Raw genomic sequence first — 25,837 nt, 5'->3', positions numbered from 1 at the left:
CTAATGCGCGACGGCGGCGGCGCCGTGCTCGTCGACGAGGGCACCGGTGGTGAACCGGTCGAGGCTGAAGGGTTCGGCGTACTCGTGCGGCTTGCCCCGCGCGATGGTGGCCGCGAAGACGTCGCCGACACCGGGCGTGGCCTTGAACCCGCCGGTGCCCCAGCCGCAGTTGAGGAACAGGTTCTCCACCGGCGTCAGGCCGATGATCGGCGACGCGTCCGGGCTGACGTCGACGATCCCGGCCCACGTCCGCAGCAGGTGCGCCCGCGCGAACACCGGGAACAGCTCCAGCGCGGCCGCCATCTGCTCCTCGATGACGTGGAACGAACCGCGCTGGCCGTAGCCGTTGTAGCTGTCGATGCCCGCACCCATCACGAGTTCGCCCTTGTGCGCCTGGGAAACGTAGACGTGCACGGCGTTCGACATGACGACGGTCGGGTGGATCGGCTCCAGCAGCTCGGACACCAAGGCCTGCAACGGGTGCGAGTTCAGCGGCAGGTCCAGCCCCACCATGCGGGCCAGCACCGACGTGTGCCCGGCGGCGCACAGCGCGACCTTGCCCGCGGCGATCCGGCCCCGGGACGTCTCGACACCGGTGACCCGTCCGTCCACTGTGGAGATTCCGGTGACCTCGCAGTTTTGGATCAGGTCGACGCCCATCCCGTGCGCGGCGCGGGCGAAACCCCAGGCCACGTAGTCGTGCTTCGCGATGCCCGCGCGCGGCTGGTAGGTCGCGCCGAGCACCGGGTAGCGGACGTCCGGCGAGGTGTTGACGATCGGGCAGATCTCCTTGACGCCGTGGGCATCCACCCATTCGGCGTCGATGCCGTTGAGCTTGTTGGCCTCGACGCGGCGGACGCTGTCGCGGACGTCCTGCAGGCTGTGCGCGAGGTTCAGCACCCCGCGCTGGCTGAACAGGATCGGGTAGCCGAGGTCTTCTTCGAGCCCTTCCCACAGCTTGAGGGAATGCTCGTAGATGCCGGAACTCTCGTCCCAGAGGTAGTTGGAGCGGATGATCGTGGTGTTGCGGGCCATGTTGCCGCCCGCGAGCCAGCCCTTCTCCAGCACGGCGACGTTCGTGATGCCCTGCTTGGCCAGGTAGTACGCGGTGGCGAGCCCGTGTCCGCCGCCACCGACGATGACCACGTCGTAGGCCTTGCGTGGCTCGGGGTCGCGCCAAAGGAAGTCCGGGTGCTCCGGCAGGTCGGTCATCGGGTCTCCTCCCCGGGGTACAGCGGGAACGCTTCGGCGAGCGCGGTGACCCGGGCGCGCAGCTTCTCGACGTCGTAGCCGGGCTTGAGCGCTTCGGCGATGACGTCGGCGGCCTCGCGGAACTCCGCGTCGCCGAAGCCGCGGGTGGCCAGGGCGGGAGTGCCGATCCGCAGGCCGGAGGTGACCATCGGCGGGCGCGGGTCGAACGGGACGGCGTTGCGGTTGACGGTGATGCCGACCTCGTGCAGCCGGTCCTCGGCCTGCTTGCCGTCCAGATCGGCGTTCCGCAGGTCCACGAGCACCAGGTGGACGTCGGTGCCGCCGGTCAGCACGTCGATCCCGGCCTCCAGGAGCCGTTCGGCCAGGATCTTCGCGCCGCTGAGCGTCCGCTGCTGACGTTCCGCGAACTCGGGCTCGGCCGCCATCTTGAACGCGACGGCCTTGGCGGCGATGACGTGTTCGAGCGGGCCACCCTGCTGACCGGGGAAAACGGCCGAATTGACCTTCTTCGCCAGCGCCGGGTCGTTCGTCAGCACGACGCCGCCGCGCGGGCCGCCGAGGGTCTTGTGCGTGGTCGTCGTCGTGACGTGCGCGTGCGGCACCGGCGACGGGTGCAGCCCGGCGGCGACCAGGCCGGCGAAGTGCGCCATGTCGACCATCAGGTACGCGCCGATCTCGTCGGCGATCTCGCGGAAGCGCGCGAAGTCGAGCTGCCGCGGGTAGGCCGACCAGCCGGCGATGATCAGCTTCGGCCGGTGCTCCTTCGCGAGCCGTTCGACTTCCGCCATGTCGACCCGGTAGTCCTTTTCGGACACTTCGTAGGCGGCGACGTCGTAGAGCAGGCCGGAGAAGTTGATCCGCATGCCGTGCGTCAGGTGCCCGCCGTGGGCGAGCGAGAGGCCGAGGATCTTGTCGCCGGGCTTCAGCAACGCCGCCATCGCGGCCGCGTTGGCCTGGGCGCCGGAGTGCGGCTGGACGTTCGCGAAACCGGCCCCGAACAACGCCTTCACGCGGTCGATGGCGAGCTGCTCGAGGACGTCGACGTGCTCGCAGCCGCCGTAGTAGCGCCGTCCCGGGTAGCCCTCGGCGTACTTGTTGGTCAGCACCGAGCCCTGGGCCTGCAGCACGGACAGCGGCGCGAAGTTCTCGGAGGCGATCATCTCCAGCGTCGACCGCTGGCGGTGCAGCTCGGCGCCGATCGCTTCGGCCACCGCCGGGTCGTAGTCGGCCAGGGAGTGATTGAGCATCGCGGACCCTTCGTGGTCGACTTCTGATATATCAATCGTCGATGTAGGCTAAGCGCCATGCACCCGCAGGTCAATCCCCCCTCGCTGGCCGAACAGGCGTACCTCTTCGTCCGTGATCGCCTGGTCATGCTGGACATCCCGCCGGGCTCCCCCATCAACGAAGAAGAGCTCGGCACCACGCTCGGCATGGGCCGCACGCCGATCCGCGAGGCGCTGAAACGGCTGGAGTCCGAACGGCTGGTCGTCGCGTACCCGCGGCGCGGGACGTTCGCCACCGACGTCAACATCTCCGACCTCGCGCACATCTCCGAGGTCCGGCGCACGCTGGAGCCGATGGCGACGGCCGCCGCGGCTTCCCGCGCCACCGACGCCGACCGGGCGACGCTGACCGAGCTGCGCGCGCAGCTCGACGCCGGGGTCCCGAGCGGGGACAACGCCGAGCTGCTGCGCACCGACCTCGCCCTGCACCGGGCCATCTACCGGTGCGTGCACAACCCGTACCTCGAGGACACGCTGATCCGGTACGACAACCTCGCCACCCGGATCTGGTGCGTATTCGTGCCCCGGCTGTCCGGGATGGCCGGCCACGTCGACGAGCACGTCCCGCTCCTCACCGCGATCATCGAGGGCGACGCCGAGAAGGCGGCCGCGCTCACGCTGGAGCACGTCACCGGCTTCGAGGCCGCCATCCGGGCGCTGATCTAAGCCAGCCTCGCCCGGACCCAGTCGTGGAAGGCGCCGATGTGGTGCTCGCTGGGCACGAGCACGCCGCCGTTGACGTAGGAGCGCGAGTCCATGGCGAGCTGGCAGCGTTCGCACGCCTCGAAGTCCTGCAGGTTGACGCGGTGGAACAGCTCGACCGAGCGGGTCAGGTCGCGCCCGGACTCGACCACCTCCGGCAGGTACAGCCAGTCGCAGCGCACCAGCGTCCGGTCCGGGGCCAGCGGGAACATCCGGTGGACGATGACGTGGTCCGGCACCAGGTTGACGAAGACACCCGGCTTGATGGTGATCGCGTAGTACTTGCGGTCCTGGGCTTCGGTGACCCCGGGCAGCCGGTCGACGCCCTCGCTGCCGTCGATCGTGAAGCCCTTGATCTCGCCGCCGAACTCGGCGCCGTGGCCGACGTAGTACTGCGCGGCGTACCCGTCGGCGAACTCCGGGAGCACCTCGGTGAGCTCCGGGTGGATCGTCGCGCAGTGGTAGCACTCCATGAAGTTCTCGATGATCTGCTTCCAGTTCGCCTTCACGTCGTACTCGATGCGCTTGCCCAGCGCGAGGCCGTCGATGCCGTAGGCGTCGATCTCGGTCGGCCCGCCGAGGCGCTCGGTGACGGCGCCGACGACGGTCTCCTCGAACGACGGCGGCTCGTCGGCCAGGCAGACCCAGGCGTAGCCGAGCCATTCGCGCAGGTGCACCTTCGTGAGGCCGAACTCGGTCCGGTCGACGTCCGGCATCCCGGTGAGGTTCGGCGCGGCGACGAGCTTGCCGTCGAGGCCGTACGTCCAGGCGTGGTACGGGCACTGGAAGGCGCGCTTGACCGTGCCGCTCTCGGCCGTGCAGAGCCGGGCGCCGCGGTGGCGGCAGACGTTGAGGAACGCGGTGAGCTTGCCGTCGCGGCCCCGGGAGACGAGGACGCTCTCCTTGCCGACCTGGACGGTTTCGAACGCCCCGGGTCCGGCCAGGTCGGCGCTGCGCACGGCGCAGAACCAGTCCGCCTCGAAGATCTTCGCCTGTTCCAGCGCGAAGATCGCCGGGTCGGTGTAGGAGCTGCCGGGCAACGTGGCGAGCAGGCTCGGCGGGAGATCGATTGCGGTCACCGGCGTGGTCCTCTCCGCGGGAGTTGCGCAGAACGCGTCTAGTTGCTCACTCCGAAACAGAGTGACTGCCGCCCCGCACGCCTGTCAATACGCTGTCCGGCCCCTGTGGATAAGCGGCACTTTCACGTGAAAGTGCCGCTTATCCACAGGCGGTGGGGCCGTGGATGGCCCGGCGGAACAGTGTTTCGATCTCCGCGCGGGTCGGGCGCGGGTCGGCCAGGGCCGCCTGCATCAGCAGGCCGCAGAACAAACCCGCCAGCAGCCGGCCGGTGAGCGGGTCGGTCCGCGAGCCGAAGAACGCGATGAGCGCTTCGTCCCAGGCCGCGCTCGCCTTGCGCAGCGCGGGCCGGTGCAGTGCCGCGACGTACAGGTCGTACTCGACGACGGTGTCGCGGTACTGCTCGTTGATGTAGCCCATCACCAGGTCGGCGAGCGCCGCGGCGAAGTCGGCGTCCGGCGGGAGCGCGGACTCCCACTCCTTCAGCGCGTGGACGTTCTTCTCGGCGGCCTCGTGCAGGGCGACCTCCAGGAGGTCGTCCAGCGTCGCGAAGTGGTAGGTCGTCGAGCCGAGCGGGACACCGGCCGCCGCCGCCACCGACCGGTGCGTGACCCCGTCGATCCCCCGCTGCGCGACCACCTCGATCGCCGCCTTGGCGATCCGCGCGCGCCGTTCGGGGTCGTTCGGACCGCGGCGCCGCGTCGCGCCGGGTTCGCTCTTCGCCATCGAGCCCCCTTGTGGACATCTGTACACACTTCGCGTACAAATGTACGCACTCCAGGCACCGAGCAGCCACTACCGATCCGGGAAGGGCCGCATGAAAGACCTGTACATCGACGGGAACTGGGCGGACGCCGCGGCCGGAACGCGGTCCGACGTGCTGAACCCCGCCACCGGCGAGGTCATCGAGACCGTCGCCGAGGCCGGCCGCGAAGAGGTCGACGCCGCCGTCCGCGCCGCCCGCCGGGCGTTCGACGAGGGCCCGTGGCGCCGCACGACCGCCGGCGAACGCGGCGCGCTGCTGCGCAAGACGGCCGACCTGCTGGTCCGCGACCGCGAGGAGCTGGCCCGCACCGAGAGCCTCGACACCGGCAAGACGCTGGGCGAAGGCCGCATCGACATCGACGACGTCACGAACGTCTTCCGCTACTACGCCGACCTCGCGGACAAGGACGCCGGGCGGCTGGTCGACGCGGGCAGCGCGAGCGTCGTCAGCCGGATCGTGCACGAGCCCGTCGGCGTCTGCGCGCTGATCGCGCCGTGGAACTACCCGCTGCTGCAGATGTCCTGGAAGGTCGCGCCCGCCCTCGCCGCGGGCAACACCGTGGTGCTCAAGCCCAGCGAAGTCACCCCGCTGACCACGATCAAGCTCGTCGCCCTGCTGGAAGAAGCCGGCGTGCCGGCCGGCGTCGTCAACCTGCTGCTCGGGCCGGGCCACGTCGGCGCGGCGATGGTCGAGCACCCGGCCGTGGACCTCGTCTCCTTCACCGGCGGCTACGCGACCGGCGAGAAGATCATGACCGCCGCCGCGAAGGGCGTCCGCCGGGTCGCCCTCGAACTCGGCGGCAAGAACCCGAACGTGGTGTTCGCCGACGCCGACTACGACACCGCGCTGGACTACGCGCTGATGGCCGCGTTCGTCCACTCGGGACAGGTCTGCTCGGCGGGCGCGCGGCTGATCGTGCAGGACGAGATCCACGACCGGTTCGTCGCGGACCTCGCCGCGCGCGCCGACAAGATCCGCGTCGGCGACGGTCTCGACCCCGCGACCGAGACCGGCCCGCTCGTCTCGGCGCAGCACCGCGCCAAGGTCGAGGGCTACATCGAAAGCGCTATCCGGGAAGGCGCCACGCTCCGGGCGGGCGGCAAGCGGCCCGAAGGAGCGCAGTACGAAAAGGGCTTTTTCCTGCGCCCCACCGTGTTTTCCGACTGCACCAGGGACATGGCGGTCGTCCGGGAAGAGGTCTTCGGCCCGGTCGTCACCGTGGAACGCTTCACCGAAGAGGCTGACGCGATCGCGCTGGCCAACGACACCGAGTACGGGCTCGCCGGAGCCGTGTGGACGTCGGACGCGTCCCGCGCCCAGCGCGTCGCCGGGGCCCTGCGCCACGGCACCGTGTGGATCAACGACTACCACCCCTACCTGCCGCAGGCGGAGTGGGGCGGCTACGGGAGATCCGGCATCGGCCGCGAGCTCGGACCGTCCGGGCTCGCGGAGTACCAGGAGAGCAAGCACGTCTACCAGAACATCGATCCCGTTCCGCAGCACTGGTTCAAGGGATGACTCCCACCACGTGAGGACGCCACGATGACCACACAGGAAAAGCCGAACGCCGCCCCGGACGACAGCTCCGACCTCGAAAAGTTCGGCTACCGCCAGGAACTCGAACGCTCCCTGGGCTCCTTCTCCAGCTTCGCCGCCGGGTTCTCCTACATCTCGATCATGACCGGCGTGTTCCAGCTCTTCTTCTTCGGCTTCGCCTCGGGCGGGCCGGCGTTCATCTGGACCTGGCCGCTGGTCTTCCTCGGCCAGCTCGCCGTCGCGCTGTGCTTCGCCGAGCTCGCCGGCCAGTTCCCGCTGGCCGGGTCGGTCTACCAATGGGCGAAACAGATCGCGAAGCCCGCGACGTCGTGGCTGGCCGGCTGGATCATGATCATCGGCGCGATCGTCACGGCCGGCGCCGTCGCGGTCGCCTACCAGATCATCCTGCCGCAGGTCTCGACCGTGTTCCAGCTCGTCGGCAGCGACTCCGACGCCGGGCTGACGTCGGCCCCGGGCGGCGCGCAGAACGCCATCATCCTGGCTTTGGTGCTGGTCGTGTTCGCCACGATCGTGAACGTCATCGGCGTCAAGCTGATGGCGAAGATCAACAACTTCGGCGTCGCGGTGGAGCTGTCCGCGGTCATCCTGCTGATCATCGCGCTGGCCATCCACATCAAGCGCGGCCCGCAGGTCGTCTTCGAAACGCACGGCACGGGTGACGGTCACTCACTCGGGTACCTCGGGGCGTTCCTGGTGGCGTCGCTGATGAGCGCGTACGTCTTCTACGGCTTCGACACCGCGGGCTCGCTCGCCGAAGAAACCACGCAGCCGCGCAAGCACGCGCCGCGCGCGATCCTGCGGGCGCTCACGGCGTCGTTCATCGTCGGCGGCCTGGTGATGCTGGTCGGGATGATGGCGGTCGGCAACATCGACGCCGACGAGCTGAGCACGTCCGGCATGCCCTACCTGCTCAAGAGCACCCTCGGCGAAGGACTCGGCGACGCCTTCCTGATCTGCTCGGCGATCGCGATCACCGTGTGCTGCCTGGCCGTGCAGACCGCGGCCATCCGGATGACCTGGGCGATGGCCCGCGACGGCCGCCTGCCGTTCAGCCGCGCGATGGCGAAGGTGTCGCCGCGCTCGAAGACGCCGATCCTGCCGGCGCTGATCACCGGCGGGCTCACGGTCGTGGTGCTGCTGATCAACCTGGGCAACCAGCGGGCGTTCTTCATCCTGACCTCGACCGCGATCATCCTGTTCTACATCCCCTACCTGATGGTCACCGGCCCGATGCTGCTGCGCCGCCTGCGCGGGCAGTGGCCGCGCCCCGGGCACGGCCCGTACTTCAAGCTGGGCCGCTGGGGCACGCTGGTGAACCTGGTGGCGGTGCTCTACGGCGCCGGGATGACGGTGAACCTGATCTGGCCGCGCGCCGAGGTCTACGGCGACGACCACTGGTACTTCCAGTGGGGCGCGGTGATCGTCACCGGGCTGATCGCGGTCATCGGTGCGATCATGCTCTACATCCGGCGCCGCACGTGGGGCTCCGCGCACACGAGCCCCGAGCACATGCCCGACAACGCCCCGGACACCTTGCCCGGCTAGGAGGACGCATGAGTACCGAAACCTACGACTTCGTCATCGTCGGCGGTGGCTCGGCGGGCTGCGCGCTGGCGAACCGGCTCTCGGCCGACCCGGCGAACAAGGTCCTCGTCCTGGAGGCGGGCCGGTCCGACTACAAGTGGGACGTCTTCATCCACATGCCGGCCGCGCTGACGTTCCCGATCGGGTCGAAGTTCTACGACTGGGGCTACCGCAGCGAACCCGAGCCGTACATGAACCGCCGTCGCATCTACCACGCGCGCGGCAAGGTGCTCGGCGGGTCGTCCAGCATCAACGGGATGATCTTCCAGCGCGGCAACCCGATGGACTACGAACGCTGGGGCGCCGACCCCGGGATGTCCACTTGGGACTACGCGCACTGCCTGCCGTACTTCAACCGCATGGAAAACTGCCTCGCGGACGCACCGGACGGCCAGTGGCGCGGCCACGACGGCCCGCTGGAACTCGAGCGCGGCCCGGCGTCGAACCCGTTGTTCCAGGCCTTCTTCGACGCCGCCGAGCAGGCGGGTTACCCGCGCACCGACGACGTCAACGGCTACCGGCAGGAAGGCTTCGCTGCGTTCGACCGGAACGTCCGGAAAGGACGGCGGCTGTCCGCGGCCGGCGCGTACCTGCACCCGGTGATGCACCGCCCGAACCTCACGGTGAAGACGCACGCGTTCGTGTCGCAGATCCTCTTCGACGGCACGCGCGCGATCGGCGTCGAGTACGCCCAGGGCCGCAACGCGCCGGGTGAGGTGTACGGCAAGGAGATCATCCTCTGCGGCGGCGCGATTAACAGCCCGCAGCTGCTGCAGCTGTCCGGCGTCGGGAACGCCGCCGAGCTGGAGAAGCTCGGCATCGACGTCGTCAAGGACCTGCCGGGCGTCGGCGAAAACCTGCAGGACCACCTGGAGGTGTACATCCAGTACGCCTGCAAGCAGCCGGTGTCGATGCAGCCGTCGCTGGCGAAGTGGAAGCGGCCCTACATCGGCGCGCAGTGGCTGTTCCTGCGGTCCGGGCCGGCCGCGACCAACCACTTCGAGGGCGGCGGGTTCGTCCGGTCCAACGACGAGGTGAAGTACCCGAACCTGATGTTCCACTTCCTGCCGGTGGCGATCCGCTACGACGGTTCGTCGCCCACGGGCGGCCACGGCTACCAGGTGCACGTCGGCCCGATGTACGCCGACACCCGGGGCTCGGTGAAGATCAAGTCCACCGACCCGCGGGAGCACCCGGCGATCCGGTTCAACTACCTGTCGACGCCGAACGACCGGCGCGAATGGGTCGAGGCCGTGCGGGTGGCGCGGAAGATCCTCAACCAGTCCGCGCTCGACCCGTTCAACGGCGGGGAGATCTCGCCGGGGCCGTCGGTCGAGACGGACGAGGAGATCCTCGACTGGGTCGCCAAGGACGCCGAGACCGCGCTGCACCCGTCGTGCACGGCCAAGATGGGCGTGGACGAGAAGTCCGTCGTCGACCCGCAGACCATGCGCGTGCACGGCACCGAGGGCCTGCGCGTGGTCGACGCGTCGGTGATGCCCTACATCACCAACGGCAACATCTACGCGCCGGTGATGATGACCGCCGAGAAGGCCGCCGACCTGATCCTCGGCAACACCCCGCTCGCCCCGGTCAAGCTGCCGTTCTACCGGCACGGCGAAACCGCCGCGAAGTAGCCCGGACGCCGTAACGCCCGTACCGCCATCCTCGGTACGGGCGTTCGGCGTGCCCGGAATACCCGTTACCGGATAACGAAAAACTACCCCGGCGTACCCCTTGACGACGCCCTTCGCGGGACTCAGACTTTGTTGCGTATCACAGTTGATGTTCCCCCATGCGCAACTATACGGAGGCGTCATGATTCGCGCGTGCACGGTGGACGAGCTGCCCCCCGGTGAATCCGTCCGGATCCCCGGGGCTCCCGCCATCGCGGTGTTCCACACCGAGGCCGGGGAGCTGTACGCCATCGACGACACGTGCACCCACCAGGACGCCTCGCTCGCCGACGGCTGGCTCGAAGGCTGCTTCGTCGAGTGCCCGCTGCACGCGGCGCTGTTCGACTTGCGTACGGGCATGCCGACCTGCCTGCCGGCGAAGGAGCCGGTGCGCACCTACCCGGTCCTCGTCGACGACGGGGTCGTCTACGTCCAGGGCGTGGCCGGCGAGGACGCGGCGTGAAGCGGATCGCCGTCGTCGGGGCCTCGCTCGCCGGGGTCCGCGCCGCGCAGGAGCTGCGCGCGCAGGGCTACGACGGCGGGATCGTGCTGATCGGCGAGGAGCCGCACCTGCCCTACGACCGGCCGCCGCTGTCGAAGGGCTTCCTCGCCGGCACGGCTTCCGCCGCTTCCCTGGAGCTGCTCGACGCCGGCGACCTCGCCTCGCTGGCCCTGGACTTCCGGCTCGGGGTGCGCGCGACGGCGCTGGAGCCCGCGGCGCGTCGGGTGCTGCTGTCGGACGGCGGCTCGGTGCACGCGGACGGCGTTGTCATCGCCACCGGCGGCCGGGCGCGCACCTTGCCGGGCTTCGAGGGCGCGTTCGTGCTGCGGACCCTCGACGACGCCGTCGCCCTGCGCGCGGCCTTGGTGCCCGGGGCCCGCGTGGCGGTCGTCGGGGCCGGGTTCATCGGCGCCGAGGTGGCCTCGACGTGCCGGTCGCTGGGCCTCGACGTGGTCGTGCTGGAGGCGCTGGCCGCGCCGCTCGCCCCGGTACTGGGCCCGTCGCTGGCCGCGGTGTGCGCCCGGCTGCACGCCGAGCACGGCACGGACCTGCGTTGCGGCGTCCAGGTTTCGGGCCTTTCCCCGGCGGGCGTCGAGCTGGCCGACGGCTCGCTGGTCCCGGCCGACGTGGTCGTCACCGGTGTCGGCATGACCCCGGCGACGGAGTGGCTGGCCGGCTCCGGGTTGAAGGTCGGCAACGGCGTCCACACCGACGAGGGACTGGTCACGTCACTGCCCCAGGTGGTCGCGGTCGGCGATGTCGCCCGTTACGGGGGCCGTCGGCACGAGCACTGGACGAACGCGTCGGAGCAGGCCCCGGTCGCGGTGGCCAACCTGCTGGCCGGGCGGACTTCGCGGACGTACGAACCGAGCGGGTACGTCTGGTCGGACCAGTATTCGGGGCGGCTGCAGCTGGCCGGGCACCCCCGTCCGGACGACACGCTTTCCTTCGTCGACGGCGACCCGTCGTCCTCGTCCTTCGTGGCGACCTGGCAGCGCGACGGCGAGACGGTGGGGGTGTTCGCGCTGAACAACGCGAAGCTGTTCAACCGCCTTCGCCGCCAGTCCCTCCGGCGGCCCGCGACCGTCTGAAAGTCTCAATCGGGGTTTCAAGGATACGCTTCACCCGCATGGAGCTGACCCTTCCCGAACTCCGCGCCTTGACGAGCTGGGCGGCAGCCTGCGCCACGCGGGCCCTGCCCCGGTACGAAGCCCGGGTCCCCGGCGACCCGCGTCCCCGCCAGGCGATCGCCGCGGCGGAGGCGTTCGCGGCCGGCGAGCCGCGCACGAAGACGTTGCGCACGACGGCCTGGGCCGCCCTCGCGGCGGCGGGCGAGACGTCCGATCCGGTCGCGTCGGCGGCCGCGCGGGCCGCGGTCGGGGCGGCCGGGGCCGCTTACCTGCACCCGCTGGAGTCCCCGCACCAGGTCAAGCACATCGTCGGCCCGGCGCAGCAGGCCGCCCTGGCGTGCGAACTGGACGGCGGCGACGCGGAGGCGGAGATCCGCTGGGCCCTTTCGCAAGCCCCACCGGAGGTGTCCACCCTGCTGCACCGCTTCCCACCCGGCAAGCCCGGCCGTACCCGCCTGGGCGAACTGCACCGCCGGCTGGAAACGGCCCTGCGCGGCACTTTCACGTGAAAGTGCCGGACTCCGGCGTTACAGCGCGAGGTCGTCCAGGTCGGATTCCAGGCGGGCGCGCCAGGTCCACCGGCGCTCAGTCGTGTCCGCGCCCTCCGGGGCCGGTGGCCCCAGCGGCAGTGCCGGGTCCGTGACCTTGAACGTCACCCGGTACGCCAGCACCGACGCCGCCGTGCGGAGCCAGGTGTCGCCCGTCGTTCCCGTCGGTGGGGCGACGCCCAGCGCGTGGCCGAACCACGTCGGGAGCAGCGCGTTCGAGCCCAGTGCGTCGGTGATGCGGGTGCGCAGGCGGACCTGCAGGTCGTGCCACGCCCGTTCGGCGCGCTCCAGCTGCGGGACCACCCGCGCCTCGACCGCGTCCGCCTCGCGCAGGGCCAGGCGGGCCTGGTCCGCCGCCGTGACGGCGGCCGGGATCTCCTCGTCCAGCAGCGTGCGGCGCCGGGTCGTCAGTGCGCGCAGGCGGGACTCCGCGTCGCCGCGGCCGCGGGAGCCGCGGTCGGTCGAGGCCAGGACGCCGATGACGTCGAGCAGGTCGGCGTCGCACCGGGCCTGTGCCTCGCGCACCGAAGAAAGGCGCTCGATCTCCTCGGAGTAGCGCCCGCGCTGCTCCTTCGTGACGAGCTCCTTGTGCAGGTCGTCCCACCGCGCCGCCTCGGCCGCGAGCGCGCGCGTTTCCGCGCCGACGTCGTCGAGGTCGGCGCGCGGGACGCCGTCGGACACGCGGACCGCGCGCTCCAGCGCGTGCACCTGCTGCTGCAGCCGCTCCAGGCGGCGGCCGAGCAGCTCGATCCGGTCCTCCTGCCGGGTCGCGCCGCCGCTCTCGAGCCGCTCGCTCAGGTCGGCGACGTCCTGACCCAAGCGGTCGTCGGCCTCGCGCAGCCCGTCGACCGCCGCGAACAGCTCCGCGAGGTCGCGCCGCGTGGTGTCGACCGGCTCGACGTACTCCTGCTCGAACTCGGGGTCGTCGCCGTAGGTCGCGTAGCCGTGGCTCACGGGATCCGGCTTTCCCGCCACAGCAGCCCGGCCGTGGCCGCGACGCCCAGCGCCGTCAGGATCGTGCAGGCCACCGACGGCGGCCACGGGATCAGCGCGCCAACGAGCAGCGCGGCCGTCACGCTGCCCGCCCACGCCGCGCGCGTGCGTTCGCGGATGACGGCGCCGGCCCGGCGGACCGGCGCGAAGCCGATCCACAGACCCGCCGTGAACAGCGGGACCAGCGCGAGCAGCCACACCGGCGTCAGCACCTCGAACAGCACGAGCGCGCCGGCGACCAGCGGCACCAGCACCGGCGCGGCCGCGAACCACACGACCGCGCGCTGGGTCGCCGCGTGCCGGGCCTCGAGCTTGGCGTTGGCGAGCCGGTGCTCGGCCTCCTCGAACGCCAGCTCGGCGTCGAGCAGCCGGTGCGCGCTCGCGACGAGCCCGTCCATCGCCTCGACGTCGCCGGGCGGGGTCGCCAGCCCGGCGCGCAGGTCCTGCTTGAGCCGGGCCACGCGCCCTTCCGCGAGGTCGCGGTCGTGCTGCGCTGGAGTCGTCACGCGGACACTTTAAGTGCCGCGGCCGTCACCACCGGCCAACGCCGCCGGTGCGTCTACAAATCACCGAGGGCGGTGACGGGTGACTCCACGCAGTCGGCGACGAACCGCAGGAACCCGCCCGCCGTGCCGCCGTCGCAGACGCGGTGGTCGAACGCCAGCGTCAGCTCGCAAACCTTCCGCGCGGCCAGCGCGCCGTCGACCACCCACGGCCGGTCGATGATCCGGCCGATGCCGAGGATCGCGGCCTCGGGGTGGTTGATGATCGCGGCCGAGCCGTCCACGCCGAAGACGCCGTAGTTGTTGACGGTGAACGTGCCGCCGGTGAGGTCCGCGGGCGCCAGCTTGCCGTCCCGCGCGGTGCGGGCGCGGTCGCCGATCGCCGCCGAGAGGTCCCGGGTCGACAGCGCGCCGGCGTCCCGCACGACCGGCACGACCAGCCCGCGGTCGGTCTGCGCGGCGAACCCGAGGTGGATCTCGTCCAGCAGGACGATCTCTTCGCCCTCGACGCGCGAGTTCAGCTCCGGGTACTTCTTCAGCCCGGCGACGGCGAACCGCGCGATCAGCCCGAGCAGGCTGACCGGCCGGTCGGTCTTGGCGTTCAGCGCCGCGCGGGCGGCGACCAGCCCGGTCGCGTCGACGTCCACCCAGACCGTGGCCTCGGGGATCTCGCGCCGGGACGTCGTCAGCTTGTCGGCGACGGCCTTGCGCACGCCGGTCAACGGGATCCGCTTCCCCTTCGCGGCGGGCTTCTTCAGCGCCGCCTCGACGTCGGCTCGGCGGATGATCCCGTCGGCACCGGAGGCGGTCACCTTCGCGAGGTCGATCCCGTTGTCCGAAGCCAGCTTCCGGACGAACGGCGAGATGACGCCGGGCGCCTTGGCCTTCGGCGCGGGCGCCTCGACGCGCCGGGCGCGCTTGCGGCGAGTCGCCGGCGCGGTGCCGTACCCGATGAGGACGTTGCCGCTGCCCGACGACGTCGTGACGCCCGGCTCGGCGAACCCGCCGACGCTCAGCAGCGGCGCCCCGACCGGCAGCAGCTGCCCCGGCTCGCCGTGCAGCGCGGACACCACGCCGGCGAACGGCACCGGCACCTCGACCGCCGCCTTCGCGGTCTCGACCTCGACGACGATCTGGTCGACGGTCACGGTGTCGCCGACCTGCACGCGCCAGTCCAGGATCGCCGCCTCGGTCAGGCCTTCGCCGAGGTCCGGCAGCAGGAAGTCAGGCACCGGCCACCACCGGGGTGTCGTTCCACTGCAGGCGCGCGATGGTGTCGAGGATCCGGTCGACGTCCGGCAGCGTGTGCCGCTCCAGCTTCGGCGCCGGGTACGGGATGTCGAGCCCGGTCACCCGCAGCACGGGCGCGTGCAGCTGGTGGAAGCACTGCTCGGTGACGCGCGCGACGACCTCGGCGCCGTAGCCGCCGAAGCCCGCGGCCTCGTGCACGACCACCGCGCGGCCGGTGCGGCGCACGGACGCCGTCACGGTCTCGTCGTCGAACGGGCTCAGGGAGCGCAGGTCCACGACCTCGACGTCCCAGCCTTCGTCCTTCGCCGCCTCGGCGGTTTCCATGGCGGTGGCGACCATCGGGCCGTAGGCGATGAGCGTGACGTCCGTGCCGGTCTTGCGGACGACGGCCTTGTCCATGGCCGGGCCGGTGCGCGTGAAGGTGACGTCTTCGCCGGACCAGTAGCGCGCCTTGGGTTCGAGGAAGACGACCGGGTCCGGCGAGTCGATGGCGTCGCGGAGCAGGTCGTAGGCGTCCTGCGCGGTGCCCGGCGTGACGACGCGCAGGCCCGGCGTGTGCGTGTAGTAGGCCTCGCTGGAGTCGCAGTGGTGCTCGACGCCGCCGATGCCGCCGGCGTAGGGGATGCGGATGACCATCGGCAGCGAAAGCGCGCCGCGGGTGCGGTTGCGCAGCTTCGCCACGTGCGAGGTGATCTGCTCGAACGCGGGGTAGGCGAAGGCGTCGAACTGCATCTCGACGACCGGGCGGAAGCCGCCCATGGCCATCCCGACGGCGAACCCGACGATGCCGGACTCGGCCAGCGGCGTGTCGAAGCAGCGGTTCTCGCCGAAGTCGGCGGTGATCCCGTCGGTGACCCGGAAGACCCCGCCGAGCGCGCCGACGTCCTCGCCGAAGACGAGCACGCGGTCGTCGTCCTTGAGCGCGTCGCGCAGGGCGGCGTTGAGCGCCTGCGCCATCGTGGTCGTCATCAGGCCTCCAGCTCGGCTTTGAGCGCGGCCCGCTGGGCTTCGAGCTGGCGGGTCGGCTCGGCGTAGACGTGGTCGAACAGGGACATCGGGTCCAGCTCGGGCTCGGCGTTGAGGGTGTCGCGGACGGTCTGGGCGAACTCCTCGGCTTCGGCGTGGCAAAGCTCGATGTCGTGCTCGCTCAGCGCGTCGCCGAGGTAGGTCTCGAGCCGCTTGAGCGGGTCGGCTTCGCGCCACTTCGCGACTTCTTCGGCGTTGCGGTAGCGGGTCGCGTCGTCGGCGTTGGTGTGGGCGTCGATGCGGTAGGTGTGCGCCTCGACGAGCACCGGGCCCTTGCCTTCGCGCGCGTGCTTCACGGCGTCGTCGAGGACGGCGAGGACCGCGACGAGGTCGTTGCCGTCGACCTGCTCGGCGCGCATGCCGTAGCCGACGCCCTTGTACGCCAGCGCTTCCGCGGCACTCTGCTTCTCGAAGGGGACGGAGATGGCGTAGCGGTTGTTCTGCACGAAGAACACCGCGGGCGCCTTGAAGACGGCGGCGAAGTTGAGCGCCTCGTGGAAGTCGCCCTCGCTGGTGGCGCCGTCCCCGATGAGCGCGAGCGCGACGGCGTCCTCACCCCGGCGCTGCATGGCGTGCGCGAGCCCGGCGGCGTGCAGGGTCTGCGTCGCGAGCGGGGTGCACTGCGGCGCCACCCGCGTCTCGGCCGGGTCGTACCCGCAGTGCGCGTCGCCGCGAAGCAGCGTCAGGACTTCGCCGGGCTTGAGGCCGCGCGCGACGAGGGCGACGGAGTCCCGGTAGGTGGGGAAGAGCCAGTCGTTGTCCTGCAGCGCCAGCGCGGCGGCGACCTGGCAGGCCTCCTGGCCGGCGCTGGAGGGGTAAACGGCGAGCCGGCCCTGCTTGGTGAGCGCGGTCGCCTGCACGTCGAACCGGCGGCCGAGGAGCATCAGCCGGTAGGCCTCCTTGAGCCGGTCTCCGGCCGGCTCGGCGTACCCGTGGTGCCGGTCGACGGGCGTCCCGTCCTCGGCGACGAACCGCACCGGCGACGCGGACGGCAGCAAGGCTTCCACGGACACCACCTCTCGCAGACATATGATGCTGGAATGGTGGTTCTCGGCGGTGTTGTGTTCAAGGGTTCGGCGAAATGAGCGACAAACAGTCTCCAGCGGGGTCGTCCGGCGACCAAACGTCTTTTTCGAGCGTGGCTCTCGGCGGCCCGCCAGGACGAACGGTCCCGGCCCTGGACGAGGTCGACCGCGCGATGCTGGCGGAGCTGTCCGCGGACGGCCGCCTGGCGGTCCGCGCCCTGGCCGAGCGCCTGCACATCTCGCGCACGAACGCCTACGCACGGTTGGAGCGCTTGATCACGGAGGGCGTGATCACGGGCTTCGGCGCCCGCATCGACCCGCGTCGTGCGGGGTTGGGGACGTCGGCGTACATCATGGTGACGGTCGAGCAGACGTCTTGGCGGACGATGGCCACGGACCTGCACGAGATTCCGTATGTCGACCACGTGGCTTTGGTGGGTGGGGACTTCGACATCCTGCTGCTGGTGCGGACGCCGGACAACCAGACGCTGCGGGACGTGGTGCTGGAGCGGCTGCAGGCGTTGGAGGGGGTGCGGTCGACGCGGACTTGGCTGATCTTCGAGGAGTTGCCGGGGTCGGTGCTGGGCTGACCCGCCGGGTCAGTCGAACTCGTCGTACTCCGGCCGCTCCTTCCACTCCGGCGGGGTGTACGCGATGCCGTCCAGGGTGCAGCCGACGAACCGGACGTCCTCGCTGAAGGTCACGTTCCCGAAGTCGGTGTTGCCGCTGAACTCGACGTTGAGGAACCACCCGTCCCTGGCGAAGGTGACTTCGACGAACCGGGCGTCACGCCCGAAGTCGACGCCCGGCAGGTACGCCGCGTCCGCGAAGGTGGCCCGCGCGAAATCGGCACGGCCGCCGAACGCGGCCTCGCTGAAGATGACCTTGCCGGCGAACTGGGTCTTCCCAAACCGTGCGTCACCCCGGAACCGGGCGCACCGGAACACCGTCGCCCCGAAGAAGGTCGCTTCGTCGAACCGGGCGTCGGCGAGAAAGGTGACGCCGTCGAAGCGGGTGCTGTCGGAGAACTCCGCCTCCGCGAACCAGGCTTCGCCCTCGAACACCGCCTCGTCGAACCTCGTGCTGCCGCGGAACCGGATGCCCAGCAGCGAGGTCTGCCCGACGAACCTGGCGCGGGCGAAGTTGGCGTTCCGCAGGGAACAGTCGTGGAACTTCAGATCGATCAGCACGGCCCCACCGAGGTCGAGATCGAGGTCCGCCCAGTACCGGTCCCGGTCGGCTCCGGCAGGCGCCAAGTGGCCGGTGAGGATCTGCTGCGCGGTCACCCGCACCTCACGCTCCTCCAGGCACGCACGGCGGTCGTCCTCGGCCACCGGGTCGTACGGCATGCGCAGGTAGGCGCTGATCACGTTGACGATGGTCTGCCGGTGCGCCGGGTTGTCCTGCGCCAGACGCTCGAGCGCGTAGAGCCCGGCCAGCCGGACCGGCGCCTTCTCGGCACCGAGTTGCTCGGCCGCCTTGAGGTAGCGGTCGCTGATCCGCCGTTCGGCGGCGTCGTGGCGGGCATCTTCGTTGGCTTGCTCGCGCAGGAGCAGGTCGTTGCGTTTCGTGGCGAGGTCGTGCTCGGCCGTTTGCTGCCGCCGGGCGGCCAGCAGCAGGGCGATGAACCCACCCGCGCCCAGCACGCCACGACGGCGACGAGGACCGGGACGACCGCCGAAACGGCGATCGTCCGGTTCGAGAGCAGCCGGTTCTCCCTCTGACCATCCCCCATCCACCCAGGATCGCAGCTTTGCGGGCGGCTCCCGGAAGTTCACCCCGCCGGTCCCGGAGACCGCCTACGCTGCCGCACATGACCGGCTACACCTGCACCAGCTGCGGCGAGCACCACGAAGAACTCCCCTTCGCCTACTCCGCACCGGCTCCCGCCTTCTGGCAGGACGCCCCCACCGACGTGCTCGAACCCGAACGCTGCGTCATCAGCGGCGAGCACTACTTCCTCCGCGGCCGCCTGGTCCTCCCCGTCCGGGACGCCGACCAGGACTTCGAGTGGGGTGTCTGGGTCTCCGTCAGCAAGGACAACTTCTTCCGCGCCGAAGAACTCTGGGACGACCCGAAGCGCACCGACGAGCCGCCGTACTTCGGGTGGCTCGCGACCGAGCTGCCCGGGTACGAGCCCGGGACGCTCAACCTCAAGACCAACCTCCACACCCGCCCGCCCGGCGAGCGGCCGCTGATCGAAGTCGAGCCCACCGGCCACCCGCTCGCCGTCGAGCAGCGGGACGGGATCACGCTGATCCGGGTCCAGGCCGTCGCCGAGCTGCTCCGGCACCCCTGACGAACGGGCAGAACCCTTGCCCGCCGGCACCCTTGTACTTCACCGCCACACCGGCTAAATGTGATCCCAGCACCGCCCGACTCTTATTTTATGTCGAGAAATAACTACCCCGAAACCTATTGACGCCGGTCGTCCGCCCGGTGAGGATCGGCCGGTCCGCCGTTCATCGCAGAATGGACCAGACCATGGCCAGAAGATCCCGCGCGTGGGTTCGTGCGCGCCGAAGTTCGCTCGTCACCTTGATGAGCCTGAGTCTGCTGGGCGGGATCGCCCAAGCGACGCCGGCCCAAGCCGACGCACCGGCACAGCCCGTCATCGGGCAGCCCGCCAAGGACGCGAACGGCTGCGCCAAGATCGAGAAGAGCCTGCCCACCCTCGCGGACTGGCCGAAGGTCGACAGCCGGTTCAAGGGCAAGGCCGACGACGAGGCGCGCATCGCCAAGATCCTCGCGGGCATGACGCTCGAGGAGAAGGTCGGGCAGATGACGCAGCCCGAGATCACCTCGATCACCCCCGACGAGGTCAGGCAGTACGCCATCGGCTCCGTCCTCAACGGCGGCGGCGCGTGGCCCGGCGGCAACAAGCACGCCACCCAGCAGGACTGGCTGAACCTCGCCGACGCCTACTGGAACGCCTCCAAGACCAGCCGCACCAAGATCCCCGTCATCTGGGGCATCGACGCGGTGCACGGCAACAACAACGTCTACGGCGCGACCGTCTTCCCGCACAACATCGGCCTCGGCGCCGCGCACGACCCGTGCCTGGTCCGCGACGTCGCCGGCGCCACCGCCCGGCAGATCCGCGCCACCGGCCAGGACTGGGCCTTCTCGCCCACGCTCGCCGTCGTGCAGGACGACCGCTGGGGCCGCACCTACGAAGGCTTCTCCGAGGACCCGCGCATCACGCGCTCCTACGGCTTCGAGGCCATCGACGGCCTGCAGGACGGCGCCACCAAGCGCATCGGCTACAACGGCGTCATCGCCACCGCCAAGCACTTCATCGGCGACGGCGGCACGATCAAGGGCCAGGACCAGGGCGTCAACCCCTCGTCTGAGGCCGACATGATCAACATCCACGGCCAGGGCTACTACGGCGCGCTCGCCGCCGGCACCCAGACCGTGATGGTGTCGTTCAACAGCTGGACCAACGCCGACCTCGGCATCAACGAGGGCAAGCTGCACGGCAGCGACAAGGCGCTGAACCAGATCCTCAAGGGCAAGATGGGCTTCGACGGCCTGGTCGTGTCCGACTGGAACGGCATCGGCCAGGTCACCGGCTGCACGAACTCCTCGTGCCCGCAGGCGATCAACGCCGGCATCGACATCGTGATGGTGCCCGCCGACTGGAAGGCGTTCATCACCAACACGGTCGCCCAGGTGCAGAACGGCCAGATCCCGATGGCGCGCATCGACGACGCCGTCACGCGCATCCTGCGCGTCAAGCTCCGCGACGGCCTGTTCGAGTCGCAGAAGCCGTCCGACCGCTCCTACGCGAACTCCGACGAGGCGCTGAAGGACAACTGGCTGGCCCGTGACGCGGCGCGCGCGTCGCAGACGCTGCTGAAGAACAACGGCAACGTGCTGCCGCTGAAGCCGACGTCGAAGGTGCTGGTGGTCGGCAAGAGCGCCGACAGCATCCAGAACCAGACCGGTGGCTGGACGCTGAGCTGGCAGGGCACCGGCAACACCAACGCCGACTTCCCGAACGCCACCTCGATCCTGGCCGGCATCAAGCAGGACCTCGGCGACGCGAACGTCACCTTCGACGCGACCGGCAACGTCGACCCGAAGGGCTACGACGCGGTCATCGCCGTCATCGGCGAGACACCGTACGCCGAGGGCGTGGGCGACCTGACCCGCAAGACGCTCGAGGCGGCGAAGCTCTACCCCGAGGACCTGGCCGTGCTGGACAAGGTCAGCGGCAAGGGCACCCCGGTCGTCACCGTGTACGTCGGCGGCCGCCCGCTGTACATGAACAAGGAGATCAACCGCTCCGACGCGTTCGTGGCGGCCTGGCTGCCCGGTACCGAGGGCGGCGGCGTCGCCGACATGCTGGTCAAGGGCAAGGACGGCACGGGCTACCAGGGCACGCTGTCGTACTCGTGGCCGAAGAGCGCGTGCCAGTCGCCGCTCAACCCGTGGTCGCCGGACTACGACCCGCTGTTCAAGCTGGGCTACGGCCTGAAGAGCGGCCAGCGCGTCACGATCGGCCAGCTGGACGAGACCCCGGGCCCGGCGGCCTGCGGCAGCACCGGCGGCGGCGGGACGGCGACCGAGGACCTCTCGATCTACGACCGCACCGACGTGCCGCCGTACACCAGCCAGATCGGCTCCGCTTCGAACTGGGGCGGCACCGTGATCGGCCCGGACGGCACGGCTTCGCACCCGGAGATCAACACGGTCCCGACGGACGTCAACGTGCAGGGCGACGGCCTGAAGGCGACCTGGACGGGTACCGGAGCGGCCCAGCTCTACATGCAGAACACGGCGGGCACGAACGACCTGCGCAGCTACCTGAACGCGGACGGGGCGCTCGAGTTCGACACGACCGTGCAGCAGGCGCCGGTCAACCGGACGGTGATCAGCATGCACTGCGTCTACCCGTGCTTCTCGGAGGTGAACGCGACGAAGCTGTTCACCGACCTGGCGGGCGGCCCGAAGACGACGGTCAAGATCCCGTTGTCCTGCTTCAACAACGGGCTGGACTTCGAGCACATCAACACGCCGTTCCTGGTGTACACGGACGCGCCATTCCAGGCGTCGTTCGCGAACGTGCGCTGGGTGCCCAACGGGGCGAAGGATCCTGATGCGAGACCTTGTTCGAGTTTGACCTAGGTGGTGACCGGGCCGGGAGCGGACAGCTCCCGGCCCGGTTCTTTTCAGCTTGACCGAGCTGGGCTGAAGGGGACGTTGCTCTCATCTAACGTGCTGAAGGGGACTTTCCTCTCAGCACATCGCAGGAAAGTCCCCTTCAGCCCACCTCGCCCCGCTCCCGAGGTTCGCGCCGGCCCGCGACAGCTTTGCCGGACCCCTGGGGCCGGGAGCGGACAGCTCCTGGCCCGGTTCTTTTCCAGCTCGGCCGAGCGGGCGTTCAGGGCGTTCGCAGCCAGTGGTCGAGCACCGGGATGTCCTCGGCGAGGAGCCCGCGGGACGGCACGACGCGGTGGAGCAGCGCACCGCCGTGATGGTGCGCGGACACCCACTCGCGGTCGGCGTCGGTCAGCTCGTCGTCGACCCAGATGAACGGTCGTCCGGCCGCCCACTCCACGAGTGGCCGGGTCTTCCAGTGCAGGCCGAACCACCGGTCTTCGCGCTCGCGCTCGGCGGAGGGCTCCGGCCAGCGCACGACCGGCAGCGGCGGGAGGCCGAGCCGGGGTGCCAGCTCGGTGTTGGCCTCGTGTTCCCAGGTCGTGGCCCAGACGAGGGCGCAGGGCAGCGCGGCCAGCCGAAGCCCCATTCCCGGATCGAGCCGGTCCAGGTGGGAATCCCCCGCGGCACCGAACGGCAGCAGGGTTCCGTCGATGTCGAGGAACAGCAACGGACGTTGGTGGTGACCGCTTCGCACGAGCGGACGATAGCCGCTCAGTGCTGCATCCCGTACGACTTCTGGCACGGGTAGCCATCATTGGTCGCCGACCAGCTCGGCGGGTAGCCGTTCTGGGCCCACGCCGCGTAGGCCTGTGCGTAGCTGTACCCCCGCGCGTGCAGCCACTGGCACGGTGTCTGGCCCGCCGCCGGGGTGATCGTGATCCACGGCTGGGCGGTGATCCAGCCCGGCTGGGCGTACCACTGGCTCGACGCGGCGACGCCCGCCGGGGCCGTGGTCACCGTCTGCGGCGGTGGGACGTAGACGGTCTGCGGTACCGGCGCCGTCACCGTCGGCGTGCTCGGGGCCGTCACCGTCGCGGTCGAAACCGGGGCCTGGGAAGCATTCCCGGCGATCGTGCGCGGCAAGCCGCACGAAGCCAGCGCGAGCACGGCCGAGAGCGCCGCGACTGTCCGAAGTGTACGCATGAGCGTCCTCATCCCGTCCTGGTCATGTGGCTGCCGACGATGACGCCGCCGGAAACGGTGTACGTGCCCGAGAACGTGCGGGTGGTGCCGTCCGTCTGGGCCGCCGACAGCACCACGGACACCGTGCTGCCGCGGACGTCGGTGACCGTCAGCGTGTCCCACGCCGTCGTCGCGAAACCGTTGGCGTACTTGGTGAATCCGCCGGCACCCGCGATGCGGCTGCCGCCGAGGGACCACGCGGTGGCGAAATCACGGCGGTTGATCGCGTCGTAGTAGGCGATCACCACGCCCGCTGCGGAAACCGGCGGCTGGACGTACACCGGCGCGGGCACCGCGACCGTCGCGGTGCTGGTCACCGGTACCTGCGGGACCACGGTGACCGGCACCGGCACGCCCGTCACGGGGATCCCGCACGCGGCCGCGCCCAGCAGCACCAGGGCGGCCACGGCGATTCTGGTCGCGTTCACGGCCATCACCTACTTCCGTGTCCGCCCCCTGGAATCGGGCGGCCGGCGGGATCCGCAACGGATCCGGCGAACCGCGACGCAAGCGTTATCCCGACAATTCCTGCCGGGAGATGTCGTAGGCCGTCATCGCGGCGGCCAGGTGGCGGGCGTCCTCGGGTCGCGTCGCGTCGTAGCCGGTGATCAGCTGGACGCGCCCGAGCCGGTAGGTGAGCGTGTTGCGGTGGATGTTCAACGCGGTCGCCGCTTCGCCGCGGTTGTAGCCCGATGTCACGAACGCGCGCAGGGCGTCGATCAGGTGCGGGTGCTCCGCCAGCGGCACCAGGACCGCGGCGAGGGCTTCCCGCGCCGGGCTCGGCCTGGCCAGCTGGTACTCGATCGCCAGGTCCGCCAGGCGGTACAGCCGGGGCGGCCGGCGCAGGCTTTCCGCCAGGCCGAGGACTTCCCCGGCTTCGGCGTGCGCGGCCGGGATGTCCGCGAGCCGCCGCGCGTGGGCGGCCGCCGCGGTGCACGCGCGCCCGCAGACGCGGTCCACTCGCGACGCGACCGCCTCGGCCGCCATCCCGGCGGGCACCAGGAGCACGCCACCGTCCCCTTTGAACGTCACCAGGACGCCCGGCTGGCTGTCCAAATCGGACCGGACCGCCCGAAAAAGATCCGTCGCCGCACGGGAACCCGCCGACGCGGGCAGCGACGGCAGGTGGAACACCACGACGTCGTAGCTCTCCGCCAGGTCGCGCCGCCGCACCGGACGGCCCGAAAGCAGGCTGGCCGCCAGGTTCTGGCGGTCCTCGCGCCGCTCCCAGTCGAGGTCGTCGCGCTCCTTCAGGTACGCCGAGGCGACGCGCGGCATCACCTCGCCGAGGAAGTCCAGCATCCGCGCGCCGAGCAGCGCGCGGTCGCCGGCCGCCAGGTCCCACGCGACGCTCGCGGCCAGCGGGTAGATCTTCAGCACGGCGTCCAGCGGCAGGCCGTCGCGGGCCCGCTCGGCGCCCCACGCGATCGGCAGCGCCAGCTCCCGCTCGGTCGGGCGCCGGTCCTCGGCGACCGTCGTCAGGAACAGCTCGAACACCGCGCGCGCATTGGCGACCAGGTCGCCTTCCAGCACGCTCGCCGGCAGCAGCCGGTACGCCGGGATCTCGGCGGCGCACCGGGCGATCATCGCGGCCGCGATCTCCCCGGCCCTGGGGAACAGCGCGTCGACGGCGTCCATGGCGAGCATTGTCACCATGCACAAACGGCCACGGCAAGTTTCTGCGCGTTTTGCCAGCAGACAGCGTTGATCAAGAGGCGCATGCTGTGCATGACAACCAGACGAAGGGACTTCGCAATGGCGCGGGGAACGAAACGATGGCTGGCCGCGATCGGCCTGGCGGGCGCACTGGTGCTGAGCGCGGCGGTCCCGGCCCAGGCGGCCGCGGGCGGCAACAACGACTTCGCGTGCCGTCCGAGCGCGGCCCACCCGAACCCGGTCGTGCTGCTCCACGGCACCTTCGCCACCTACTACGAGGACCTCAACTTCCTCCAGGCCGACCTCGCCGCCCGCGGCTACTGCACGTTCTCCCTGACCTACGGCGCCTACCCGCAGTTCCCCTTCGCCGGCGGCCTCAAGCCGGTCGCGGAGTCGTCGCTGGAGATCAAGGACTTCGTCGAAAGGGTCCGCGCGGCCACCGGCGCGGCGAAGGTCGACGTCGTCGGGCACTCCGAAGGCGGCCTCCAGTCGCTCTACCTGGCCAAGATGCAGGGCATCCAGAGCGAGATCGGCAAGGTCGTCGCCATCGCCCCGCCGACGCACGGCGCCAACGCGTCCGGCCTGCTGACGCTCGCCTACACGCTCCTGGGCAAGTCCACGTGGGACACGATCGTGAAGACGATCGGCCTGCCGATCTTCGCCGACGAACTGGACGGCGGCGCGGCGATCGTCGCGCTCAACACCGGCCCGGTCGCCCAGCCCGGCATCGCCTACACGATCATCACCTCCCGCTACGACGAGCTGGTGACCCCGACGGAGACGTCGTTCATCCGCGAACCCGGCGTGCACAACACCTACGTCCAGGATTCGTGCCCGTTCGACCCGGTCGGCCACATCGGCGAGGCGTACGACCCGAACGTCTGGCACCTGGTGCGCAACGCCCTCGACCCGGCGAACGCCACGCCGATCAAGGTCTGCGCGGTGGGTTCGCCGGGCTGAGCCGGCCCGGCGGCAAGCCGGGCGCCAGGCCC

At 70.6% G+C, this 25,837-nt stretch carries 25 protein-coding genes; 11 read left to right on the top strand and 14 right to left on the bottom strand.

Annotated features, from left to right (window positions below; genetic code table 11):
• Window positions 1–1,212: a sarcosine oxidase subunit beta family protein gene (locus tag EIY87_RS29905; protein ID WP_125313164.1), complete on the bottom strand. Its 1,212-nt coding sequence runs from the start codon at window positions 1,210–1,212 to the stop codon at window positions 1–3.
• On the bottom strand, window positions 1,209–2,459 hold the full coding sequence (gene glyA / locus EIY87_RS29900) for a serine hydroxymethyltransferase (RefSeq protein WP_125313163.1): 1,251 nt from the start codon (window positions 2,457–2,459) through the stop codon (window positions 1,209–1,211). Before glyA ends, EIY87_RS29905 begins: the two co-directional genes overlap by 4 nt.
• A gap of 57 nt (window positions 2,460–2,516) precedes the next feature.
• Between glyA and EIY87_RS29895 the strand changes: the two genes are divergently transcribed.
• A complete protein-coding gene (locus EIY87_RS29895) occupies window positions 2,517–3,164 on the top strand; it encodes a GntR family transcriptional regulator (protein WP_125313162.1) in 648 nt (215 codons plus the stop codon).
• On the opposite strand, the gene EIY87_RS29890 is transcribed toward EIY87_RS29895, so the two are convergent.
• Window positions 3,161–4,279 (bottom strand): aromatic ring-hydroxylating oxygenase subunit alpha, encoded by a 1,119-nt coding sequence (locus EIY87_RS29890; protein ID WP_125313161.1) that lies wholly within the window; start codon window positions 4,277–4,279, stop codon window positions 3,161–3,163. The genes EIY87_RS29895 and EIY87_RS29890 overlap by 4 nt on opposite strands.
• A 139-nt stretch (window positions 4,280–4,418) precedes the next feature.
• Window positions 4,419–5,003 carry a TetR/AcrR family transcriptional regulator gene (locus EIY87_RS29885; protein WP_125313160.1) on the bottom strand — a complete coding sequence of 195 codons (585 nt, stop codon included), beginning with the start codon at window positions 5,001–5,003 and terminating at the stop codon, window positions 4,419–4,421.
• 91 nt (window positions 5,004–5,094) lie between these two features.
• Between EIY87_RS29885 and EIY87_RS29880 the strand changes: the two genes are divergently transcribed.
• The 6 genes from EIY87_RS29880 (at window position 5,095) to EIY87_RS29855 (ending at window position 12,001) form a co-directional block, all read left to right on the top strand.
• The gene (locus EIY87_RS29880; protein WP_125313159.1) at window positions 5,095–6,561 is read left to right on the top strand and encodes an aldehyde dehydrogenase family protein; all 1,467 of its coding nucleotides are present in this window, start codon (window positions 5,095–5,097) and stop codon (window positions 6,559–6,561) included.
• Between the two features lie 24 nt (window positions 6,562–6,585).
• On the top strand, window positions 6,586–8,145 hold the full coding sequence (locus tag EIY87_RS29875; protein WP_125313158.1) for an amino acid permease: 1,560 nt from the start codon (window positions 6,586–6,588) through the stop codon (window positions 8,143–8,145).
• A gap of 8 nt (window positions 8,146–8,153) precedes the next feature.
• Entirely contained in the window at window positions 8,154–9,821 is a 1,668-nt protein-coding gene (betA, locus tag EIY87_RS29870) for a choline dehydrogenase (RefSeq protein WP_125313157.1), read from the top strand.
• Window positions 9,822–10,002: 181 nt separating this feature from the next.
• Window positions 10,003–10,323: a bifunctional 3-phenylpropionate/cinnamic acid dioxygenase ferredoxin subunit gene (locus EIY87_RS29865; protein WP_125313156.1), complete on the top strand. Its 321-nt coding sequence runs from the start codon at window positions 10,003–10,005 to the stop codon at window positions 10,321–10,323.
• Complete coding sequence (locus EIY87_RS29860; RefSeq protein WP_125313155.1) at window positions 10,320–11,453, top strand: NAD(P)/FAD-dependent oxidoreductase; 1,134 nt, start codon at window positions 10,320–10,322, stop codon at window positions 11,451–11,453. The genes EIY87_RS29865 and EIY87_RS29860 overlap by 4 nt, the downstream gene beginning before the upstream one ends.
• A 38-nt stretch (window positions 11,454–11,491) precedes the next feature.
• Complete coding sequence (locus EIY87_RS29855; protein ID WP_125313154.1) at window positions 11,492–12,001, top strand: putative immunity protein; 510 nt, start codon at window positions 11,492–11,494, stop codon at window positions 11,999–12,001.
• Between the two features lie 18 nt (window positions 12,002–12,019).
• Here EIY87_RS29855 and EIY87_RS29850 read toward each other — a convergent pair whose 3' ends face one another.
• Genes EIY87_RS29850 through pdhA form a run of 5 tightly spaced genes read right to left on the bottom strand, consistent with a single transcriptional unit; the run spans window position 12,020 to window position 16,826 of the window.
• Window positions 12,020–12,994: a coiled-coil domain-containing protein gene (locus tag EIY87_RS29850; RefSeq protein ID WP_125313153.1), complete on the bottom strand. Its 975-nt coding sequence runs from the start codon at window positions 12,992–12,994 to the stop codon at window positions 12,020–12,022.
• Window positions 12,991–13,539: a hypothetical protein gene (locus EIY87_RS29845; protein WP_125313152.1), complete on the bottom strand. Its 549-nt coding sequence runs from the start codon at window positions 13,537–13,539 to the stop codon at window positions 12,991–12,993. Before EIY87_RS29845 ends, EIY87_RS29850 begins: the two co-directional genes overlap by 4 nt.
• Before the next feature lie 53 nt (window positions 13,540–13,592).
• Entirely contained in the window at window positions 13,593–14,768 is a 1,176-nt protein-coding gene (locus tag EIY87_RS29840) for a dihydrolipoamide acetyltransferase family protein (RefSeq protein ID WP_125313151.1), read from the bottom strand.
• Window positions 14,761–15,756 carry an alpha-ketoacid dehydrogenase subunit beta gene (locus EIY87_RS29835; RefSeq protein WP_125313150.1) on the bottom strand — a complete coding sequence of 332 codons (996 nt, stop codon included), beginning with the start codon at window positions 15,754–15,756 and terminating at the stop codon, window positions 14,761–14,763. Before EIY87_RS29835 ends, EIY87_RS29840 begins: the two co-directional genes overlap by 8 nt.
• Entirely contained in the window at window positions 15,756–16,826 is a 1,071-nt protein-coding gene (gene pdhA, locus EIY87_RS29830; protein ID WP_191984301.1) for a pyruvate dehydrogenase (acetyl-transferring) E1 component subunit alpha, read from the bottom strand. Before pdhA ends, EIY87_RS29835 begins: the two co-directional genes overlap by 1 nt.
• A gap of 125 nt (window positions 16,827–16,951) precedes the next feature.
• On the opposite strand from pdhA, the gene EIY87_RS29825 reads away from it, so the two are divergent.
• Window positions 16,952–17,428 carry an Lrp/AsnC family transcriptional regulator gene (locus EIY87_RS29825; RefSeq protein WP_125313148.1) on the top strand — a complete coding sequence of 159 codons (477 nt, stop codon included), beginning with the start codon at window positions 16,952–16,954 and terminating at the stop codon, window positions 17,426–17,428.
• A 9-nt stretch (window positions 17,429–17,437) separates the two neighbouring features.
• Here EIY87_RS29825 and EIY87_RS29820 read toward each other — a convergent pair whose 3' ends face one another.
• On the bottom strand, window positions 17,438–18,484 hold the full coding sequence (locus EIY87_RS29820; RefSeq protein WP_125313147.1) for a pentapeptide repeat-containing protein: 1,047 nt from the start codon (window positions 18,482–18,484) through the stop codon (window positions 17,438–17,440).
• A gap of 167 nt (window positions 18,485–18,651) precedes the next feature.
• On the opposite strand from EIY87_RS29820, the gene EIY87_RS29815 reads away from it, so the two are divergent.
• The gene (locus EIY87_RS29815) at window positions 18,652–19,137 is read left to right on the top strand and encodes a DUF2199 domain-containing protein (protein WP_125313146.1); all 486 of its coding nucleotides are present in this window, start codon (window positions 18,652–18,654) and stop codon (window positions 19,135–19,137) included.
• A gap of 242 nt (window positions 19,138–19,379) precedes the next feature.
• Window positions 19,380–21,971: a glycoside hydrolase family 3 protein gene (locus EIY87_RS29810; RefSeq protein WP_125313145.1), complete on the top strand. Its 2,592-nt coding sequence runs from the start codon at window positions 19,380–19,382 to the stop codon at window positions 21,969–21,971.
• Window positions 21,972–22,227: 256 nt separating this feature from the next.
• Here EIY87_RS29810 and EIY87_RS29805 read toward each other — a convergent pair whose 3' ends face one another.
• The 4 genes from EIY87_RS29805 to EIY87_RS29790 all read right to left on the bottom strand — a co-directional run bounded on the left by EIY87_RS29805 (window position 22,228) and on the right by EIY87_RS29790 (window position 24,827).
• Complete coding sequence (locus tag EIY87_RS29805) at window positions 22,228–22,701, bottom strand: HAD domain-containing protein (RefSeq protein ID WP_125313144.1); 474 nt, start codon at window positions 22,699–22,701, stop codon at window positions 22,228–22,230.
• 17 nt (window positions 22,702–22,718) lie between these two features.
• Window positions 22,719–23,150 (bottom strand): RodZ family helix-turn-helix domain-containing protein, encoded by a 432-nt coding sequence (locus EIY87_RS29800; protein ID WP_225440106.1) that lies wholly within the window; start codon window positions 23,148–23,150, stop codon window positions 22,719–22,721.
• An 8-nt stretch (window positions 23,151–23,158) separates the two neighbouring features.
• Window positions 23,159–23,623 (bottom strand): hypothetical protein, encoded by a 465-nt coding sequence (locus EIY87_RS29795; RefSeq protein WP_125313143.1) that lies wholly within the window; start codon window positions 23,621–23,623, stop codon window positions 23,159–23,161.
• 79 nt (window positions 23,624–23,702) lie between these two features.
• The gene (locus EIY87_RS29790; RefSeq protein WP_158641377.1) at window positions 23,703–24,827 is read right to left on the bottom strand and encodes a PucR family transcriptional regulator; all 1,125 of its coding nucleotides are present in this window, start codon (window positions 24,825–24,827) and stop codon (window positions 23,703–23,705) included.
• 117 nt (window positions 24,828–24,944) lie between these two features.
• Here EIY87_RS29790 and EIY87_RS29785 point away from each other — a divergent pair, with 117 nt between their 5' ends.
• Window positions 24,945–25,805 carry an esterase/lipase family protein gene (locus tag EIY87_RS29785; RefSeq protein WP_125313141.1) on the top strand — a complete coding sequence of 287 codons (861 nt, stop codon included), beginning with the start codon at window positions 24,945–24,947 and terminating at the stop codon, window positions 25,803–25,805.
• Window positions 25,806–25,837: the final 32 nt, after the last annotated feature.

Source organism: Amycolatopsis eburnea (assembly GCF_003937945.1).
Classification (GTDB): domain Bacteria; phylum Actinomycetota; class Actinomycetes; order Mycobacteriales; family Pseudonocardiaceae; genus Amycolatopsis; species Amycolatopsis eburnea.
This window is presented reverse-complemented; position numbering and strand designations above follow the sequence as displayed.

Bases quoted from the DNA above. Each gene is read 5' to 3' on its own strand.
- betA (WP_125313157.1), top strand. From the start codon at position 8,154: ATGAGTACCGAAACCTACGACTTCGTCATCGTCGGCGGTGGCTCGGCG.
- EIY87_RS29810 (WP_125313145.1), top strand. From the start codon at position 19,380: ATGAGCCTGAGTCTGCTGGGCGGGATCGCCCAAGCGACGCCGGCCCAA.
- EIY87_RS29790 (WP_158641377.1), bottom strand. From the start codon at position 24,827: ATGGACGCCGTCGACGCGCTGTTCCCCAGGGCCGGGGAGATCGCGGCC.
- EIY87_RS29865 (WP_125313156.1), top strand. From the start codon at position 10,003: ATGATTCGCGCGTGCACGGTGGACGAGCTGCCCCCCGGTGAATCCGTC.
- EIY87_RS29895 (WP_125313162.1), top strand. From the start codon at position 2,517: ATGCACCCGCAGGTCAATCCCCCCTCGCTGGCCGAACAGGCGTACCTC.
- EIY87_RS29795 (WP_125313143.1), bottom strand. From the start codon at position 23,623: ATGGCCGTGAACGCGACCAGAATCGCCGTGGCCGCCCTGGTGCTGCTG.
- EIY87_RS29885 (WP_125313160.1), bottom strand. From the start codon at position 5,003: ATGGCGAAGAGCGAACCCGGCGCGACGCGGCGCCGCGGTCCGAACGAC.
- EIY87_RS29855 (WP_125313154.1), top strand. From the start codon at position 11,492: ATGGAGCTGACCCTTCCCGAACTCCGCGCCTTGACGAGCTGGGCGGCA.
- glyA (WP_125313163.1), bottom strand. From the start codon at position 2,459: ATGCTCAATCACTCCCTGGCCGACTACGACCCGGCGGTGGCCGAAGCG.
- EIY87_RS29905 (WP_125313164.1), bottom strand. From the start codon at position 1,212: ATGACCGACCTGCCGGAGCACCCGGACTTCCTTTGGCGCGACCCCGAG.
- EIY87_RS29880 (WP_125313159.1), top strand. From the start codon at position 5,095: ATGAAAGACCTGTACATCGACGGGAACTGGGCGGACGCCGCGGCCGGA.
- EIY87_RS29815 (WP_125313146.1), top strand. From the start codon at position 18,652: ATGACCGGCTACACCTGCACCAGCTGCGGCGAGCACCACGAAGAACTC.
- EIY87_RS29875 (WP_125313158.1), top strand. From the start codon at position 6,586: ATGACCACACAGGAAAAGCCGAACGCCGCCCCGGACGACAGCTCCGAC.
- EIY87_RS29835 (WP_125313150.1), bottom strand. From the start codon at position 15,756: ATGACGACCACGATGGCGCAGGCGCTCAACGCCGCCCTGCGCGACGCG.
- EIY87_RS29800 (WP_225440106.1), bottom strand. From the start codon at position 23,150: ATGCGTACACTTCGGACAGTCGCGGCGCTCTCGGCCGTGCTCGCGCTG.
- EIY87_RS29785 (WP_125313141.1), top strand. From the start codon at position 24,945: ATGGCGCGGGGAACGAAACGATGGCTGGCCGCGATCGGCCTGGCGGGC.